Consider the following 16459-nt stretch of genomic DNA (forward strand, 5'->3'; position numbering starts at 1 on the left):
ACTGGGCCGGTTCCAGGCGCATCACCCCGTTCTTGACCGCGGGCCATGTGAAGCTGTTATCTTCGAGCCGTTTGTAGGCCATCACCAACCCGCTACCGTCCCAGTAGATCAGCTTCAGCCGATCCGCGCGCTTGGCCCGGAACACATAGACCGACCCATCAAACGGCTTCTGGCGCAGGTGGCTCTGCACCAAAGCGGCCAGACCATCATGGCCCTTGCGGAAGTCCACCGGATCACTGGCCACAAAAATCCGCACCTTGTGGGATGGCGTGATCACGGTGTCAAAGCCCGCGCAATCTCGGCGATCCGAGCCGCTGGCGTTGCCGCATCAAGACGAACGGTGATGTCGCCCTTGATCACATCCAGCGTATTGGAGAAAGGGTTGGGCAAAGGCTGGGCAACTGGCACAGAGGCCTCAACCTCAACAGGCACAAAATCTATGCCGTTCAAATTTGGCAGAACCAGTTTGCCCTGCCGCGCCATCCGCCGCCAATCAGACACCGTGCTGGGGATCAACTCATACCGTTTCGCAACCGCATTGACCGTCTCGCCTTCAATCAGAGTCTCCGCCACGATCCGAGCCTTCAACTCCGGCGGCCAACTCCGCTTGCCGTCCGCCCGGCGCGGCACCCTTGCCAGAAACTCGCTTGTAGCTACCATCGAGAAACTCCCCACAAATCAAAGAAGCCTCTGAATCGCAGATCAGGCGTCATGCCGTAAGTGTGGGAGCGGCGCACCGCTTACCGTCCATTCGTATCTCAGCATGATTTCATGCACCGGTATCCGAGTTGCGGGCCTCTTTGCTGTTCAATGCTTGGCGGCACAAAAGGGCGAGAGATGACTGCGCCCCTGGTTAGGCGGCGCGTCTGTTGTTCTACAGGAACCATACAACGTTTCATGCTTCCGAGTTAACGCAGCGCGTCTTTCAAAGAGCTCGCAAGGTCATTTATCGAATACGGCTTACCAAGAATATCGAGAGAATGATCATCCACCTCCGAGAACTCGAAGTAGCCCGATGTGAGGAGTATCCTGATATGGGGTCGGTGCTCCTTTATCCATGCCGCCAGGTCGTATCCCGTCAACGCTCCGGGCATCTTGATGTCGGAAAACACAAGCGACGCGGGTGATCCGCTTTCGAGCGTTTCAATCGCCTCGGCCACGCCCTTTGCTTCGAGGACGCTATACCCAAGTGCCTGCAAACGTTGGCGTGTCAGCTTCAGGACCGCTTCATCATCCTCAACCGCCAGAACGACTTCCCGCTGTCCGAAAGGCATCTGCGCCTTGGAAGCGGCTGGCACGGTTTCAATCGGTGGCGGGTCAGCACATGGTAAGTAAACACTCACCGTCGTCCCAATTCCCTCGCGACTCTCGATTGTGACAAAGCCGCCGGACTGCTTGGCAAAGCCAAACACCGAGCTCAGGCCAAGACCGCTTCCTTTTCCAATTTCCTTCGTCGTGAAGAACGGAGTCATCGCCTGCTCCAAAATACCCCGCGACATGCCGATCCCGGTATCTGACACAGAAAGCCTGACATATCGGCCCGTCTTCAACGACGGATCACTCTTCAAATCATCACAATCAAAAGTCTTATTCCCCGTCACAATGCGAATCTCACCGCCTGAAGGCATGGCGTCGCGCGCATTAATGACGAGATTCAAGAGCGCGCTATCAAACTCACCAGGGTCGACGAAAGCCGTATAGGTATCGCTATCGAGCTCTGTTATCAGCACGATGTTCTCGTCGAGCGTTCTCGCCAGGAACGACCGCACAAATTCCACCTTCTCGTTGATCGAGATGTTCGCGGCGTTGTGCGCTCTTTTCTGCGCAAACGACAGAAGGCGCATATTGAGATTTGCGCCCGCCTCGACAGCGCTTTGCGCATCCTCGATCATTCCCGCCAAGCGCGGATCCGACAGCTTCGCCGCAATAAGCTCGAGGTTTCCACCGATAATCGTCAAAAGGTTATTGAAATCGTGCGCTACACCGCCCGCGAGTTGCCCGACGGCTTCCAGTCGCTGAGAGTGCGCGAGCGCCTCGCGAGCCCTCTGACGCTCTTGCATCTCTCGCTCCAACTCATGCGTTCGCTCAGCAACACGCGCTTCTAGTTCTTCATTGACACTTGCCAGCTGAAGCTCTGCGGCCTTTCTCTCGGTAATGTCATAATTTATACCGGTCATGGCCTGCGGCTTACCATCGCTGTCATGGCGAAGCGGTCGGCCATGGCCAACGAGCCATCGGACTTCGCCGTTTCGGTGAACCACGCGAAACTCGTCCCGATACGGCCGGTTGTCTCTGATGGCAGAAAGGGTCGTCTTCACGACGCGATCAACATCGTCTGGATGAACTCGGGCGATTGCCGTTTCGAAGTCTAACTTTTCGGAGCCCCTCGGCACATCGAATAACCTGAACTGCTGATCGTTCCAGTAAAGATCCTTAGTCTTCAGATCGAGGTCCCATGCCCCAATGTCCGCCGCATCGTAGGCCAGGCCCAGGCGCGCTTTGGTCTCTAGAAGGGCGGCCCTAGACTTTCTTATCTCTGTAATGTCACGAGCCTCGGGTGCCAGGAAGATCACCTCCCCAGCATCATTTCGGATCGGTGAAAGAGAAAAATCGGCATGGATGGTTCTGCCTTCTCGATTGGCCAGCTGGGCCTCGAAGCGCGATACCTCGCCTGATACGCCCCGGCGGATGGCCTCTTTAAGAGCGGTTCGCGACACCTCGCAGCCAAGCCACCATGGGGTGTCCCAAAATGGCATGCCGATCACGTCCTCAAGGTCAGCATCAATGAAATCAAGGGCGCTCTTGTTTGCATCTAGCAAAATTCCGTCAGTCGAGATGAGGCCAATGAAACTTTGAACAACATCGTAGATCTCACGAGTTTTGCTGCTATCGAACTTAGGATTCTTTGAAGACGCCATTTCGCGACAAGCTCATTGCAATTGAAACTTCATAACTCTGCTGAATTTTTCCCTGACATGCAACGAATCGTTGTGAACGGTGCGCGGTCAGGTTTTCGCGAACAGGACGTCTCGACCCATCGTAAAATCGAACATTGTCAGCCTCAAGTCTTCGTCTCTGAGCCAAGGGATGCCGCAACTTGCTAGCCTGTCGGCTCCGGGCTCTAAGCCGACTTGCGGCGGTGCAGCACGCGATACTGGAGCGTTTTGGCACCTGAGCGGTCCCCCAGATGACCGCAGTCAGCCCCAAAGCGGTCATGGCGCGGAACTGTGGGACTGGTCAGAGCGGACCTTCGCGTTGCGGCAGGAGATATAGCTAAAAGTTGGTGATGGCCCCTGAGGGGCGGCATATCATGGCGTTGTTCACGCGCCGCAATTCTCATCTGAGAAAAGGATATGCCACATGACGACAAATACCATTACCCAACTGCCCGATCCACAGGGATTTTCGCCTGACCCTCTGACAGAACTTTTACGATCCGGCGCGCAGCGTTTGATTGAGCAAGCCGTCGAGGCCGAACTCGCTGTTCTGCTGGAGGCCTATGCATCCGACAAAACGGACGATGTCCGATAGCGACACATTTCAAATGTGTCCAACACCAATACTCGACGGCAATTGATATTGGGTATCGCCAGATCGTCGCGTTGACCTTCGCCTGTTCAATCTCAACTTGCACGGGACCAATCAGAATTGTGCCGCGAGGTGATCAATCAGGGCTCGAATATCCTGTTCCATTTGCAATACTATGCGTTGACCGCCGCCACGACCCACACAGGGTTTGAAGGAATGGTGATCAAGGATAAGAACCGGTTGAAGCTCGGCACGTTCCACCACCAGATGCATCATCGCTATTTCGAATGTAACTACGGATCGCTCGAGTTGCCGTGGGACAAGTGGTTTGGATCATTCCATGACGGCACCGTTGAATCGGACACCAAAATCCGCAAACGACGCAAGAAATTTACGAATGGAGCCAAATGATATGGGTGGCATGACGGTCAAGGACCTGCGGGAAGCCAAGGGTAATCGCACCATCGCCTATGTTCAGGTCGCAAGCGAGGAGGAAGCGGTCGCCGCCTCTGCCGCGGGCATGGATATGATCGGAACGGCCTTTGTGCCCGACCGCGCACATTTTGCACGGGCGGTCCCCGACACACATTTCCAGTTTGGTCTGCCTTGGGGCAAACACGCGGATTCAACCGAAGCGCTGCGCGATGCGATGGCGGCTATGATGGCAGGCGCGCAATCGGTCTATTGTGGGTGTAGCCCCAAGATCGTTGAGGCGCTGGCCGTTGAGGGTGTGCCAGTCATCTGCCATGTCGGCTTGGTCCCGCCCAAGGCCACATGGACGGGCGGATTTAAGGCCGTAGGCAAGACGGTCGAACAGGCCCGCATGATCTGGCAACAGGTGCAGAATTTTGAGTCCGCCGGTGCCTTTGCCGTTGAGATGGAAGTCATCCCCGCCGCCCTTGCGACCGAGATAACAAAGCGCTCGAAGATGCTGACGATTTCGCTCGGTTCTGGTGCCGGCTGCGATGCACAATACTTGTTTTCCGCTGACCTGCTGGGAGAAAATCGCGGCCATATTCCGCGCCACGCCAAGACTTATCGCAATTTCGCCGCCGAACGCGACCGGATGCAAGACGAACGCATCGCGGCGTATGGCGAATATATCGCAGATGTGCGTGGCGGGGTTTTCCCGAACGATGTGCAATCGGTGGCCACGGACGATGCGGTGCTGGCGCAGCTTTGGAAAGATTAGAGCGGATTGCAGCGACGGAAGCCATGCAGAGGATTGCTTTCAGGTGGGCGTCCGAATGCCATTGTATTGATTTCCCGTTTCCAGACATTCGCTGCGAGGCAGAAAATCGGTAAAGAGGGCTCGAAGTTACCCTTCGCCGCGGCAGGCTCGAAGGTCCGCATTGGGAGGTTTGAGCACCCGAACATCTGCGGCGCCGGAATGCATCCCCATCGCATCCACGCAATTTCTCTAGGACTTCGTGCTGTCTATGGAGATCCTCATCAGTGGATCCCGAGATGTTGAGCCATTCCTCGCCCGGGGAAGCCGAGCTAACCACCTGCCTCAAGATCCGAGGTGATGGATTTGATCATATCTGAGATACGTGCGACCCGCGCGGGCAGCGCGCGGCCACGTTGAAAAATCATCCAAAGGTCATGATGGTGACTTTTGGGAAGCCGCAAAACGCACAGCTTGTCTTTGCCGGGGTATGAAATAACGCCACTGCGCGGCAGCAGCGTGTAGCCTATGCCATGCGCGACGGGCGCCGGTATCTGGCTGATCTGGTTCACGAATGTGCGGATCCGCAAATGTTGTGCCCCCTTGAATTGATCAGGGAAGTTCAGCGAGAATAGCTCTTCCGCGTAGGTAAACCCATCAGGGTGCGCAACAAAGCCAAGGCCTTCAAGTGCCTCGAAACTGATCGGCGATGTCACCGCATCGGGCGGTAGCACCAAGCATAGTTCTTCTTTCCCCAAATACTGCGCATCAAGGCGCGGCTGCCGCGGTTTGTGGTCAACAATGCCAATATCAAACCGGCCCTCAAGCACACCGGACAGAACGCTGTCCTGCGGGGTGGCCTCAAGATGTATGGTCAGGTCAGGAGAGGCGCGCATTGCCGCAAAAAGATGCGAATAGAGCACCATCGCGAAGCTTCCGGAACAGCCAACCACCACACGTCCGACAGCAGGATCGTCGCGCAGGATCGTCTCTTGCAAGGCCTTTTCCTCGATGCGCCGCGCGCGCCCCAAGGCAAGCACAGCCTCGCCAGCCGGTGTCACGCTAAAGCGCTTGCCCTGACGCGAAATCAGGGCTTGGCCAACCTGATCCTCAAGTTTGCGCAAATGCTGTGACACGCCGGGCTGGGTCATCCCCAGACGGTTGGCGGCACGGGTGAAATGCCCGATGTCACACAGCACGGTGAAGGTTTCCAACCATTGAGCGTTCAGCATGAGTCATTACTATTTGTTATCAAACCAGATTGAAATGATTATTTTAATAATCGTCGCTCGCCACCTATCTCTGTCCCAACCAGACAGGACAAGGATATCACCATGCTTCCGACACCCCGCACATTTTCCCATATCGGCCTCTCGGTGCCCGACCTTGACGGCGCAGTGAAATTCTACACCGAGGTTTTTGGGTTCTACACCATCATGCCCCCCACCGAGGTGATCGAGGACGATAGCGATATCGGCAAGATGTGCACCGATGTGTTCGGCCCCGGCTGGACACGCCTGCGCATCGCGCATCTGGCAACGGCCGATCGTATCGGCTTCGAGCTGTTCGAGTTCGACGGCAACCATGCCCCACAGGACAACCTGTCCTTTCGCCAGCACGGCACCTTCCACTTTGCAATTCAAGATCCCGACCTTGAAGGTCTGCTTGCTAAAATCGTCGCCGCAGGCGGAAAACAGCGGATGCCGGTCCGGGAATACTTTCCCGATGAAAAGCCCTATCGGATGGTCTATGTCGAAGATCCGTTCGGCATCGTCTTTGAACTTTACAGCCATAGTTATGAGCTAACCTATTCGGCTGGCGCCTATACTTGATCCCGCACATCTGCGACGCCGCAAAGGTGTCACCCCTCCCCTAACCGACAGACCGCAGGTATGATCAGAAAAGGACGCCGCATGACGCAATCCAGCACCGCAGGTTCGTTCTGGCCGAGCGCCCCAAGGGCGAACCCGACGACAAGACGCTGCGCCTTGATGTCGGGGACCTGCTGAGGGGCGAGGCTTTTGGCAAGCGCGTCATCCACCTGACAACCTGAACACCAAAATAAAAAGGAAGATACCAATGAAAATTCTAATGGTTCTCACATCTCATAATCAACTGGGCGACACTGGCAAGAAGACCGGTTTCTGGCTCGAAGAATTCGCGGCCCCCTATTATGTCTTCAAGGACGCAGGTGCCGAGATCACGCTGGCTTCGCCCAAGGGCGGCCAGCCGCCGCTTGACCCAAACAGTGACGCGGATGACGCCCAGACCGAGGCCACCAAACGCTTCAAGGGCGATGAGGCGGCGCAAAAAGAGTTGGCGCAGACCGCCGTGCTGTCGGAAATTTCGGCGGACGAGTTTGACGCGATCTTTTACCCCGGCGGTCACGGCCCGCTCTGGGATCTGGCCGAGGACGGCGACAGTGCCAAGCTGATCGAGACCTTTGCCGCAAGCGACCGCCCCATCGGCGCGGTCTGTCACGCCCCGGCAGTGTTCAAGCATCCCAAGGGCGCAGATGGCAAGCCACTTGTGTCGGGTCGCAAAGTGACCGGCTTTACCAATACCGAGGAAGACGCCGTTGGCCTGACCGACATCGTGCCGTTTCTGGTCGAGGACATGCTGGGTGCCAATGGGGCCACCTATCAGAAAGGCCCCGATTGGGGGTCCTTCGTGGTGGTCGATGGCAAGCTTGTCACCGGCCAGAACCCGGCCTCCTCCGAAGAGGCCGCGCGCAAGCTGCTCTCGTTGCTGTGAAAAATTCGATCGGGGCAGTAACGAAATAGCTGCACCGATCCCGCAGCAGATAATTTCGTGTCATACAGGCAGGATCGATGGCTACATGATCGAAGTGCACGCAAAAAAGGACAATTGAATTGGAATACAGGCGCAACGCTGGTGCATCTTTTTTGCCGGTATCACAAGTGGCTTGCGCCGTTAAGAAAAGCAGCGCACTGGATGATTTTCGTATTCAGGCTGCGGCGGCGCGGCACAGGCAACTTGCACGGATCGGGATATCAGCGCGCGCAATAGCCTGATCAAGCAAGAGCTTCACATGCGGCAGTTCCACACTCTCGCCGCGTCTTGCCAGACACTCGTGCAAGCCGTGCAGCGCCCAGACGTTACGGGGGTGCTGGCTCGGACGCGGTAGTTTGCCATCCAGGCCCAGATCCGCGCGATAGGCTGCTTCGGCCTCGTTATATTCGCCTGCCTCCATGAGCAGTGCGCCCAAAGCGTGACGCGTGGGCTGCGGCCAAGACCAAGGTTCTTCGTATTCCAGATTGTCGTCCAGATCGACCGCCTTGCGAAGATGGTCCAGCCCTTCCTCGCGACGGCCTGCCTTGAAGGCGATCTCGCCTTTCATCATCTCTTCGGCCACGGCAAGCACATCGCGCGCCTTATTGTTGAACAGCATCCGGCTTTCAGGGACCTTCGCATAGGCCGAGGTGAAATTCGCCATTGCTGCTTTGGCTTCTTCGTGTCGGCCGAGATTAGCAAGCGCCACCGCCTTGGCATAATAGATCAGGGCGTTGGTGGTCACATACAGTTCCTTGTCTTCGGGTTGAGCGAGATCAAGTATCTCGGACCACATACCGAAGCGGATATAGACGTGCGGTGCAGCGGCCACAAAGGTCTCGAAGATATCTGGGTAAGAGCGGACGACCTCGTCGGGAACTTCTTCACGCAGACGTATGGCTGCATCGACCGCCGCGGCCTTCTGGCCAAGAAACATTGCGCCATAGAAGGCGAAATGCAGATTGTGAATCCGATAGAGCGCGTAGAAATTTGCCGGACCAGCGTAGGCCTTGAATTTTTCATCTACTCTGGCGGCCGCAAGATTTCTGTCGAGGACGTTCTGGTATTCACCGCACAGCACATCGATATGGGTCGCCATATGCACGAGGTGGCCGGCATCAGCGACCAAGTCCTTCAGGCGGTCGCCGTGGCGCAGGGCGCGTTCAGGATGCGGCGACATCTCCATCAGGTGGATATACATGTGCAGCAAGCCGGGATGGTCCCAGGCCCCGGAGGTTTGGTCGAAAGCCCGCTCAAGCACGGCCATCGCCTCGGGCGTCGAGGCATCAGGGTTGGGAACGCCCCTATGAAAGTCCCAAAGCTGCCAAGGGGTTCGGTTCATCATCGCTTCAGCATAGGCAAAGGCGATATCCAGATCATCGGGATTAGCCTCGTAAACCGGTTTCATTGCGGCTGCGAACCCGTCATTGAAGGGCTGGTAATCTTCGATTTCCGGATCAGTAGGGTAGCGCGACGCAAGCGCTTGGATCAGGGCGCGCTCCACCGGCTTGGCGTTTTCGAGCGCGAGGCCCGCTTTAAGCGCTGTATGTGCGCGTTCCAGGGCCGGTGCTTTCTCCTCTGGCGTAAAAAACTCCCACGGCTTGTTGTAATTCGGACCGATGGCATAGGCGATCCCCCAGTGAGCCAAAGCGCAGGCCGGATCGGCCACCAGCGCCTTTTCGAAACACACAATGGCCTCTTCATGATTGTAAGCGAACAGCCAGACCAGGCCGCGGTCAAACCAGGTTTGTGCAATAGGAACATCACTCGCTGGACGCCTGTAGCTACCCAAGTTGAAATAATCTGACATGGAAATACTCCTCGTTGGTTTAACAACGATATCACAAACTCGAGGCTCAGTCTGCCCAGCCCATGCCCATAGGCCTCGAACATTGCAGAATGCTGCACTACGCACGAATGGCCGCTCTGGTGAAGCTGCACCGCAGCGACGGACACTTCGGTCTATGTCGGATTTGGGCCGTCATCTCAATTCTTGAAATGCTTCCCAGCCGCGAAGTCTCGCATTGGCACTACGGCTAGATCCGCTTCTAGCTCCGTAGCTATTCCATCATGCAGCTTTATACACATTAAGCACAATTTTCACCCAACAGCTCCGTAAAGCGCAGGAAATTGTGGCGCATCTCAGGTAGTGTCGCCGCACCGCGGCGCCTCCCATTGCCGCAACGCAGCATATCGTTCGGTCAATGAAGCATAAGATTTTTATGGCGGACTTTCTCCTCCCAGAGACCCCGACATAAATTTGCAGCACGCTTTCACCTCCTCCCGAGAGCAAGTTGCCAACTGAAAAGGTTCGCTGCACCTCCTCCCGTGGCGAACCATTCAATAATCGGTGGCCTCGCCTCCTGAGGTCACCGTTTTTTCTTTTAAGAAAATTTGGCGCTACTCGAGGCCCTTATTAGGCAGCCGACTCATAAAACTCGATCCACAGGCGGACCGAGGCCAGTTTGATCATTGCCAGAAAGTTGCGTGATGTTTTCTCATACCGCGTGACGATGCGGCGGAAAGAGGCTTTCACCAGCTTCGAGAACATGCTCTACCGATAGTCAATCTTCACTGCCCGCGCTTGAACTTTGCCCGCAATCCTCAAGAACAGAAGCGGCTTGCCCTTTGCTGAAGCCGAAATCTCTGCAATTATCGGGACTGGAACAAGATCGGAGGGCAATATGACAAAAGTAGCCGCAGTTCAGTATCCGCCTGTTTACTACGACCTAGCGAAATGCTTGGAACGAGCCGTTGAAATCATTGAAGAGGCTGCATCAGACGGAATTGAATGCCTTGTTTTTTCTGAAGCATGGCTGTCTGGTTATCCGATCCTCGTTTGGAACAATCTTCCCGAGAATGGCTTTGGCGGGTTGAGCGACATTTACCGAAGGATGTTTGAAAATTCCGTTGATCTCTCCAAGGATGACTTAAAACCAGTATGTTACGCCGCTCGAGAGCATGGCATCGTGGTCGTTATAGGCATCAATGAACGCGAAAGCGAAATGAGTGCCAGCACTCTCTACAACACGATGGTAATTGTCGACGCCACAGGCGAAATACTGAACGTTCACAGGAAGGTAATGCCAACTAACCCTGAACGCATGGTCTGGGGGTTCGGTGATGCCAGCGGCATCAACGTTGTGGAAACGGCTGTCGGACGTGTCGGTGGCCTTCTGTGTTGGGAAAACTACATGCCGCTCGCCCGCGCGGCGGTCTATGCACAGAATGTTGAGATTTACTGCGCCCCAACTGCTGCCGAAAACAATGTCTGGCATGCTGCCATGCAGCTTGTCGGTCGGGAGGGGTCTTGCTTTGTCGTGGGGGTGGCACCCACGGTCGAAAGATCAGACATCCCTAAGGACCTTCCATCCTATGCAGAATACGCGGGAGATGATGGCTGGGTCGCCGGTGGCAATGGAATTATCTGCGACCCTATGGGCGATGTCATTGCAGGTCCGATGCCGCAGAAGAAAGGTTTCTTGACGGCTGATATTGATGTTGGGCAAGTCCGGGAGGCGCGACGAGCGTTCGACGTGATGGGTCATTATTCAAGGCCGGATATTTTTCAGCTCTCCGTCAACAAAAGTAAGTTGTCACCGGTCAAGTTCGAGCGCGAGAACTGAAATAGCGAGCGCGTGTCGCCCTTAAGGCTTGTGTTGCATTCGCCAGAAACCAAATGTCGTGTTTGGTTCGACGCCGTCATGCGGCGCTGCAGCGGGTCAAGCTTGAACCGTCTCCCGAAAGCCGCCGTTCTTAGAACGCCGAAGCTTCACTCTTTTCAAACGGATGGCTCGGAGAGCGGACGTTTGGTGGTCGGAAGCGGCCGTCAGATGACGGGGCACTGAACGACTGCACCGAGTCCGAGCTGGACGCTTGGTCAATTTCCGCAATGCGCGTAACCTATCGACCATGACCGATTATCCTACAAAGCGGATGGACTTACTCAAGGAATACTTGGCGGGAGTTCAGTCGATGGACCCCAAGCGCGCTATGCGCGCGGCGGCTCCAGACTATCGATGGTATGATGGAATGGTATCCGAGCCCATCACCAAAGAACGGTTCTCCGAGTATCTTCTGAACTGGGAGGATAGGATGCGTTCAATTGGCGGGACTGGTCGTTACGAGGTTTCAGACGAGCTTTTGGCTGATCAGGAGGGGCATATTCTTCGCTGGGCGTGGTGGAAGTTTGTTGGCACGGATGTGGCGGGCTCGGCGCTTCTGAAGGTTGGCAACGATGGCGTCATTTATGAAAAGATTGCCTATTTCAAACCCATTTAGCTTTGCATCAACGGCAACTTTGTCCGCACTGCCGACCTTCGACCCTCCAAAATGCCGCACAATGCAGGAATGGCCGGTCTGGTGCAGCCGCAGCGCGGCATCGGTTCTACGGATGAAAGGCAGGTCAGGGCCGATTGCCAATGGCGAAGGATGGTATGACACAATAGACGGTTGTGACTGCGCCGAGTCGATGGTTTTGGCTTTTGCAAACAAGTTGGAAGTATGGGCAGAATTTGCTTTAAATTAGTCAAACAAGAAAGGATCTATCGTATCAATAAGTTTGACCCTAAGACGCTATCAATAGCTCATCAAGACGTGGTAAAAAACACCCGTCGATGGCTTGAACAAATGGTAGTAGGATTAAATCTATGCCCATTTTCCTCTAGCGTCATAGCCCGAGACCAAGTGTATTATGCCATATGTGATGCCACCACCGATGCACAACTAAAGCAGTTCTATGTGAATGAATTACAGCGCCTGCTTGGGACTAACGAAAATGACGTTGCCACTAGCTTGCTCATGTTTACCCAAGGTCTAGAAGAGTTCGGTGATTACCTCGCATTACTCGATTGGTTTCAGCAGCTATTGGAGAAAGCAGAGCTGACAGAGCATGTGCAATTAGCATCATTTCATCCTCAATATCAATTTGAGGGTGTGGCTGCAGACGATCTTAGCCACTTTACTAATCGCTCACCCTATCCAACCATACATCTTCTGCGTCAAGATCAGATGACTAAAGTCCTCGCTCACGTTTTGGACCCCGAGAAGATTTATATAGATAACATAAAAACATTGAATAAACTTGGTCGCCGACAGGTCGAAGCACTCTGCCCCTGGGGTATATAAAAACTGTTTGCATTGTCTTGTAACCGCATCCGTCGTCAGGGTTTCTGGGTCCAAAGGCGGCTTAAACTAAGAGAGAGTTTGGCTCATCTGGTTTGTTGCATTGCTATGGCCCAACTTTGTGGTGAGCGGCAGCAAAGTCCCGCACCGGAGACATCGAACAAGCCTGCGGCGAACGAGCGGTTTGGATTTCTGCCCTTCAGACCATTGCGAACGGCCGCTTCGGGGAAATCCTGCCGCAGTGCCGCGAAACTGTTGCCTTCTTGATTGGGCGGGTCCGGCGAATTGTGCTGCACTCGCATCAGGCCGGTTTGTCCGCACAGCTGTCCGCGATTCCAACCTGCACCAGCCGATCACGCAAACAAAGTATGGAATACCTGACCAACTTCCGCAAGTTGGTTCGGTTGGGTGCCCGGTCGCAGCCTGACGTTAGCGTAAGCCTGTGGGTAAATAGAGCTCAAGATCCTGGTGAGTGAATGAATGCTATGGGCTTATTCCGTTGAAAAACTCGCCTGATCGCTCGAAAGGGCAAGATCAGCAGAATATTGTCCCGCTAAAACGCCATTCTGGAAGTACCGTTTGTCAATTGGCCTGTGACGAGAACAGTGTTCCAAGTTTCCGAGGCGATTTTGGCGTAGCGGAGTTTTTCAACAGAATAGGCTCTAAGCGGTCATCTGAGGCCTTTCCTCAGATGTCGGCTCTGTCACTCTAAACGGTCATTGGTTGTTGTCAGTTTGAAAACTCAGTCCGCATGGATCGTTAGCCGTCTTTCCCGCTCTTCAACACCCTCGAAACGCTTTGCCTGACTGCTTCTTGTGCTTCTTCTAGTGTATCAACTCGACCTCCTTCGGCAGGGTGAACCCATGTGTTCCACAACCACGGAAGGGAGTCGTTCTGTGGATAGAAGTCACGTGAAATGCGCCCGACATCCTTACCGTCACGCAGGATGACCCAGTCGCTATCTGGATCTGGGCTATAAGTACCACCAATATGGGTTCTTTTCCGCGTCCAAAGCATCAGTACATAAGGTGAACATCATGAGGCATTGTCAATAGACTCAATTAATTCTGGACCATCATTACCTCAGCCAATCTTTTGCACCTCAAGCAATCGCGGGCGATGTCAGCACCGGGGGGAGGGTTGACGGTGAAAAGTGACGGTAACCCCATAGACCCCACCCAAAGGCTCAGAGATGCGCCCAGATGCTGCGCAACAGCAAAGAGCACCGGAGGGCGTTGCAAGGCTCCTGCGGTGCGCGGCTGGCGCGTCTGTCGCATGCATGGCGCTGGCGGTGGAGCGTCATCTGGTTCAGCACATCCGAACTATAGGCATGGACTGCGGACTAAGCAGATGCAGGAACTGCGGCGGTTGGTTACAGTTCTCAGCAGGGAGGCTCGAGATATTAGAAATGAAATCGATTAGCTCAAATGTAGAGTGATACTCCAGTTCGGATTTCATCCGGTCGGCAAACTTTCTCCCAAACGCAGTCACAATTCAAAATTAGAGTGTTTAGGGAAAAACCGGATTAGAAAACTATCAAGATGGAAATATTGATCTTCTTGCTAATGATATGCGGCATGATAGGTTTTGTTGCAGCGGCATCACTGAATCCGGTGAGAAGATTTGTGCACGAAGCAATAGCAATCACTGGACTGATTGAATTCATATTTTTTGTCTCAGTCATAGTTTGCGTTTCGTTTGCTTAGCAACCCTAACCTAGACGCCACTCAGAGGCCCAGAGACAACGCAGATGCCGCGCAACGGCCAAGAGTACAGGGAACGCAGTCAATGCCCTTCTAAGCAAGGCTGGCGCGTCTGTCGCGTTCACGGCGCTGGCGGTGGTGCGCCGTCTGGCTCTGTCCATCCCAATTACAAACATGATCGGGTTGCGCAACTATCTCAAGACATGCATTCTCGAATTTTTACGCTTGCTCATAAGAGGGCTATTAATGCTTAGAATTTTCTTTGCCGCGCTTTCCGCAATTATTATCGTTTTTGCTGGTGTGGTTGCCTACGCCGCAGATTTCCAAAAGGGGTTAGATGCAGCTAAGGCGGGAGATTACGCAACAGCCCTTAAGGAATGGCAGCCCTTGGCTGAGCAGGGTAATGCCGACGCTCAATTCAACCTCGGCCTCATGTATGACAACGGCTGGGGTGTGTCGAAAGACGACGTTGAAGCTGTACGGTTGTATCGCCTCGCAGCCGAGCAGGGCGATGCCAGCGCCCAGATTAACCTCGGCATGATGTATGCGACCGGCAAGGGTGTGCTGAAAGATGACGTTGAAGCTGCGCAGTGGTATCGCCTCGCAGCCGAGCAGGGTAATGCCGACGCCCAGTACAACCTCGGCCTCATGTATTACTACGGCAGGGGCGTGCTGAAAGATGCCGTTGAAGCTGTGCGGTGGTATCGCCTCGCAGCCGATCAGGGCGATGCCAAAGCCCAGTACAACCTCGGCGTCTTGTATGGCAAAGGCGAAGGTGTGCTGAAAGACATGGTCTTCGCGCATATGTGGTCGAATATCGCCAGTGCCAACGGCCAAGAACTTGCAGCAGGAAACCGCGATATAGCTGAAAGCCAGATGACGTCTGAACAGATTGCTGACGCAACGCAACGGGCCAGGGCGTGCATGTCTTCTGGCTACAGCGACTGCGATTGATGCATATCGAAAGCAAATACGCTGGGCAGTGACGGCTAGTGAAGGCCGTTAAAGTTCAAGACCTAACCCTAACTTACACACAGTTTGTTCTCGGAGATGTAATTTGAGCCTGATTAAACTAATCGCTGCGCTTTTTGCACTTTCTGTGTTTCCCTACATTGCTGATGCTCAGGATTCATCGCTCTCAACCCTGAAGGAATTTCAACTTGCCCAAAGTTACTCCTGTGGTCGAACTTGTGGGCAAGTGAGAAGCTGCAAAGAAGCAGTCTACCAGTGGTGTGTATGTGGGTACGCCCGCGCTGATGGTGATAACGACGGGATTCCTTGCGAAAAACAATGTGGTCAAAGTTCGAAAGTGAACCTTGAGCGCGTACAGGCATATAAGAAGGAATTTGGTTGCAGATGACGGCCCATATGTTGCAGGCATTAGACGGAGCGGACTTATGAGAAAGATATTACAGGCGGCGCTGGTCGCGATGATGCTGGTGCCGACAGGCGCGATGGCACAAGTCAAGGAATTCGAAAGGTGTGGCTCAGCTAAGCGCATCACATGCGTTGTTGATGGCGACACGATTTGGTTCGAGGGCGAGAAAATCAGAATGATGGGCTACGATACCCCGGAGCCAATCACCAACATCTGCGGTGGACAGCGCGAAGTTGACTTGGCAACTGCTGCTTCTGACAGATTGCTCCAACTTCTGAATGAGAACCAGTTCACCATCGTCCGCGACGGAAAAGACAAGTACGGGCGTACTCTTGCAGTCGTTCGAGTTGGCGGAATGGACATTGGGGATATTCTTATCGCAGAGGGCTTGGCTCGAAGCTGGCCTGATGGTGCAGAGTTTTGGTGCGAGTGAACAGCGGTCGGGGGCTAATGCCGATGGGAGTGTATGGGAGCCAAGATATCTTGATCACTGTGCTCCCCCGCTCAAATCCCATGCAATGAGACGAAGATTCGCTCACGGCTCAAGCATTTTTTCTATGTGGGGTATTATGTGGGGTAAGGTCGCCAAAACCAATTTTTAACAAATTTTTTCAATGGGTAATGGCGGAGGAGGTGGGATTCGAACCCACGGAGGACTTTCACCCTCGTCGGTTTTCAAGACCGGTGCATTCGACCACTCTGCCACTCCTCCGACGCATGATCCTCTACAGCGGCTTTTGCGATTCTGAAAGATATTGTTTTGCG

The 16459-nt window shown here is 54.4% G+C and carries 15 protein-coding genes, 1 tRNA gene and 2 pseudogenes; 10 read left to right on the forward strand and 8 right to left on the reverse strand.

All coding sequences use genetic code 11. The annotated features are described in order from the left end of the window. The 3 genes from tnpB to BUB78_RS05255 all read right to left on the reverse strand — a co-directional run. Positions 1-277: IS66 family insertion sequence element accessory protein TnpB (gene tnpB / locus BUB78_RS05245; protein ID WP_139279256.1), on the reverse strand; the 277-nt coding region annotated here is incomplete at its 3' end. Then, complete coding sequence (locus BUB78_RS05250) at positions 274-660, reverse strand: transposase (RefSeq protein ID WP_073195794.1); 387 nt, start codon at positions 658-660, stop codon at positions 274-276. The genes BUB78_RS05250 and tnpB, both read right to left, overlap by 4 nt. A 248-nt stretch (positions 661-908) precedes the next feature. Beyond that, positions 909-2918, reverse strand: coding sequence for a PAS domain S-box protein (locus BUB78_RS05255; protein WP_073195796.1), 2010 nt, complete (start codon positions 2916-2918; stop codon positions 909-911). A 442-nt stretch (positions 2919-3360) separates the two neighbouring features. Here BUB78_RS05255 and BUB78_RS20635 point away from each other — a divergent pair. The 3 genes and pseudogenes from BUB78_RS20635 to BUB78_RS05265 form a co-directional block, all read left to right on the forward strand. Next, positions 3361-3528, forward strand: a pseudogene (locus BUB78_RS20635) (IS256 family transposase); the annotation flags it as partial. A gap of 150 nt (positions 3529-3678) precedes the next feature. Continuing rightward, positions 3679-3939 (forward strand): annotated as a pseudogene (locus tag BUB78_RS05260) (sterol desaturase family protein); the annotation flags it as partial. Beyond that, positions 3926-4720 carry a 3-methyl-2-oxobutanoate hydroxymethyltransferase gene (locus BUB78_RS05265; RefSeq protein WP_073195797.1) on the forward strand — a complete coding sequence of 265 codons (795 nt, stop codon included), beginning with the start codon at positions 3926-3928 and terminating at the stop codon, positions 4718-4720. The pseudogene BUB78_RS05260 and the gene BUB78_RS05265, both read left to right, overlap by 14 nt. A 308-nt stretch (positions 4721-5028) precedes the next feature. On the opposite strand, the gene BUB78_RS05270 is transcribed toward BUB78_RS05265, so the two are convergent. Further along, positions 5029-5928: a LysR family transcriptional regulator gene (locus tag BUB78_RS05270; RefSeq protein ID WP_073195799.1), complete on the reverse strand. Its 900-nt coding sequence runs from the start codon at positions 5926-5928 to the stop codon at positions 5029-5031. 102 nt (positions 5929-6030) lie between these two features. Between BUB78_RS05270 and BUB78_RS05275 the strand changes: the two genes are divergently transcribed. Further along, a complete protein-coding gene (locus tag BUB78_RS05275) occupies positions 6031-6528 on the forward strand; it encodes a lactoylglutathione lyase family protein (protein ID WP_073195800.1) in 498 nt (165 codons plus the stop codon). A 29-nt stretch (positions 6529-6557) separates the two neighbouring features. On the opposite strand, the gene BUB78_RS20875 is transcribed toward BUB78_RS05275, so the two are convergent. Next, positions 6558-6737 (reverse strand): hypothetical protein, encoded by a 180-nt coding sequence (locus BUB78_RS20875; protein ID WP_073195802.1) that lies wholly within the window; start codon positions 6735-6737, stop codon positions 6558-6560. Between the two features lie 38 nt (positions 6738-6775). Between BUB78_RS20875 and BUB78_RS05285 the strand changes: the two genes are divergently transcribed. Further along, positions 6776-7450, forward strand: coding sequence for a type 1 glutamine amidotransferase domain-containing protein (locus BUB78_RS05285; protein ID WP_073195803.1), 675 nt, complete (start codon positions 6776-6778; stop codon positions 7448-7450). 214 nt (positions 7451-7664) lie between these two features. Here BUB78_RS05285 and BUB78_RS05290 read toward each other — a convergent pair whose 3' ends face one another. Together BUB78_RS05290 and BUB78_RS21095 are read right to left on the reverse strand one after the other, a co-directional pair. Beyond that, positions 7665-9299, reverse strand: a complete 1635-nt coding sequence (locus tag BUB78_RS05290) for a hypothetical protein (RefSeq protein WP_073195805.1) — start codon at positions 9297-9299, stop codon at positions 7665-7667. Positions 9300-9905: 606 nt separating this feature from the next. Next, the gene (locus BUB78_RS21095; RefSeq protein WP_425442133.1) at positions 9906-10040 is read right to left on the reverse strand and encodes a hypothetical protein; all 135 of its coding nucleotides are present in this window, start codon (positions 10038-10040) and stop codon (positions 9906-9908) included. 133 nt (positions 10041-10173) lie between these two features. Between BUB78_RS21095 and BUB78_RS05295 the strand changes: the two genes are divergently transcribed. From BUB78_RS05295 to BUB78_RS05325, 5 genes are all read left to right on the forward strand, one after another. Beyond that, on the forward strand, positions 10174-11115 hold the full coding sequence (locus BUB78_RS05295) for a carbon-nitrogen hydrolase family protein (RefSeq protein WP_073195807.1): 942 nt from the start codon (positions 10174-10176) through the stop codon (positions 11113-11115). A gap of 286 nt (positions 11116-11401) precedes the next feature. Then, complete coding sequence (locus BUB78_RS05300) at positions 11402-11770, forward strand: hypothetical protein (RefSeq protein ID WP_073195809.1); 369 nt, start codon at positions 11402-11404, stop codon at positions 11768-11770. 222 nt (positions 11771-11992) lie between these two features. Next, positions 11993-12616: a DUF1415 domain-containing protein gene (locus tag BUB78_RS05305; RefSeq protein WP_245813364.1), complete on the forward strand. Its 624-nt coding sequence runs from the start codon at positions 11993-11995 to the stop codon at positions 12614-12616. Positions 12617-14490: 1874 nt separating this feature from the next. Beyond that, positions 14491-15270 (forward strand): tetratricopeptide repeat protein, encoded by a 780-nt coding sequence (locus tag BUB78_RS21390; RefSeq protein ID WP_281248838.1) that lies wholly within the window; start codon positions 14491-14493, stop codon positions 15268-15270. 443 nt (positions 15271-15713) lie between these two features. Beyond that, positions 15714-16127 (forward strand): thermonuclease family protein, encoded by a 414-nt coding sequence (locus BUB78_RS05325; RefSeq protein ID WP_084732779.1) that lies wholly within the window; start codon positions 15714-15716, stop codon positions 16125-16127. A gap of 189 nt (positions 16128-16316) precedes the next feature. On the opposite strand, the gene BUB78_RS05330 is transcribed toward BUB78_RS05325, so the two are convergent. Next, positions 16317-16406 (reverse strand) — tRNA-Ser (locus BUB78_RS05330). Positions 16407-16459 lie beyond the last annotated feature (53 nt).

Source organism: Roseovarius marisflavi (assembly GCF_900142625.1).
Classification (GTDB): domain Bacteria; phylum Pseudomonadota; class Alphaproteobacteria; order Rhodobacterales; family Rhodobacteraceae; genus Roseovarius; species Roseovarius marisflavi.

Bases quoted from the DNA above. Each gene is read 5' to 3' on its own strand.
- BUB78_RS05325 (WP_084732779.1), top strand. From the start codon at position 15,714: ATGAGAAAGATATTACAGGCGGCGCTGGTCGCGATGATGCTGGTGCCG.
- BUB78_RS05255 (WP_073195796.1), bottom strand. From the start codon at position 2,918: ATGGCGTCTTCAAAGAATCCTAAGTTCGATAGCAGCAAAACTCGTGAG.
- BUB78_RS05250 (WP_073195794.1), bottom strand. From the start codon at position 660: ATGGTAGCTACAAGCGAGTTTCTGGCAAGGGTGCCGCGCCGGGCGGAC.
- BUB78_RS05290 (WP_073195805.1), bottom strand. From the start codon at position 9,299: ATGTCAGATTATTTCAACTTGGGTAGCTACAGGCGTCCAGCGAGTGAT.
- BUB78_RS05305 (WP_245813364.1), top strand. From the start codon at position 11,993: ATGGGCAGAATTTGCTTTAAATTAGTCAAACAAGAAAGGATCTATCGT.
- BUB78_RS05285 (WP_073195803.1), top strand. From the start codon at position 6,776: ATGAAAATTCTAATGGTTCTCACATCTCATAATCAACTGGGCGACACT.
- BUB78_RS05270 (WP_073195799.1), bottom strand. From the start codon at position 5,928: ATGCTGAACGCTCAATGGTTGGAAACCTTCACCGTGCTGTGTGACATC.
- BUB78_RS05265 (WP_073195797.1), top strand. From the start codon at position 3,926: ATGGAGCCAAATGATATGGGTGGCATGACGGTCAAGGACCTGCGGGAA.
- BUB78_RS21390 (WP_281248838.1), top strand. From the start codon at position 14,491: ATGATCGGGTTGCGCAACTATCTCAAGACATGCATTCTCGAATTTTTA.
- BUB78_RS05295 (WP_073195807.1), top strand. From the start codon at position 10,174: ATGACAAAAGTAGCCGCAGTTCAGTATCCGCCTGTTTACTACGACCTA.
- BUB78_RS05275 (WP_073195800.1), top strand. From the start codon at position 6,031: ATGCTTCCGACACCCCGCACATTTTCCCATATCGGCCTCTCGGTGCCC.
- BUB78_RS05300 (WP_073195809.1), top strand. From the start codon at position 11,402: ATGACCGATTATCCTACAAAGCGGATGGACTTACTCAAGGAATACTTG.
- BUB78_RS21095 (WP_425442133.1), bottom strand. From the start codon at position 10,040: ATGTTCTCGAAGCTGGTGAAAGCCTCTTTCCGCCGCATCGTCACGCGG.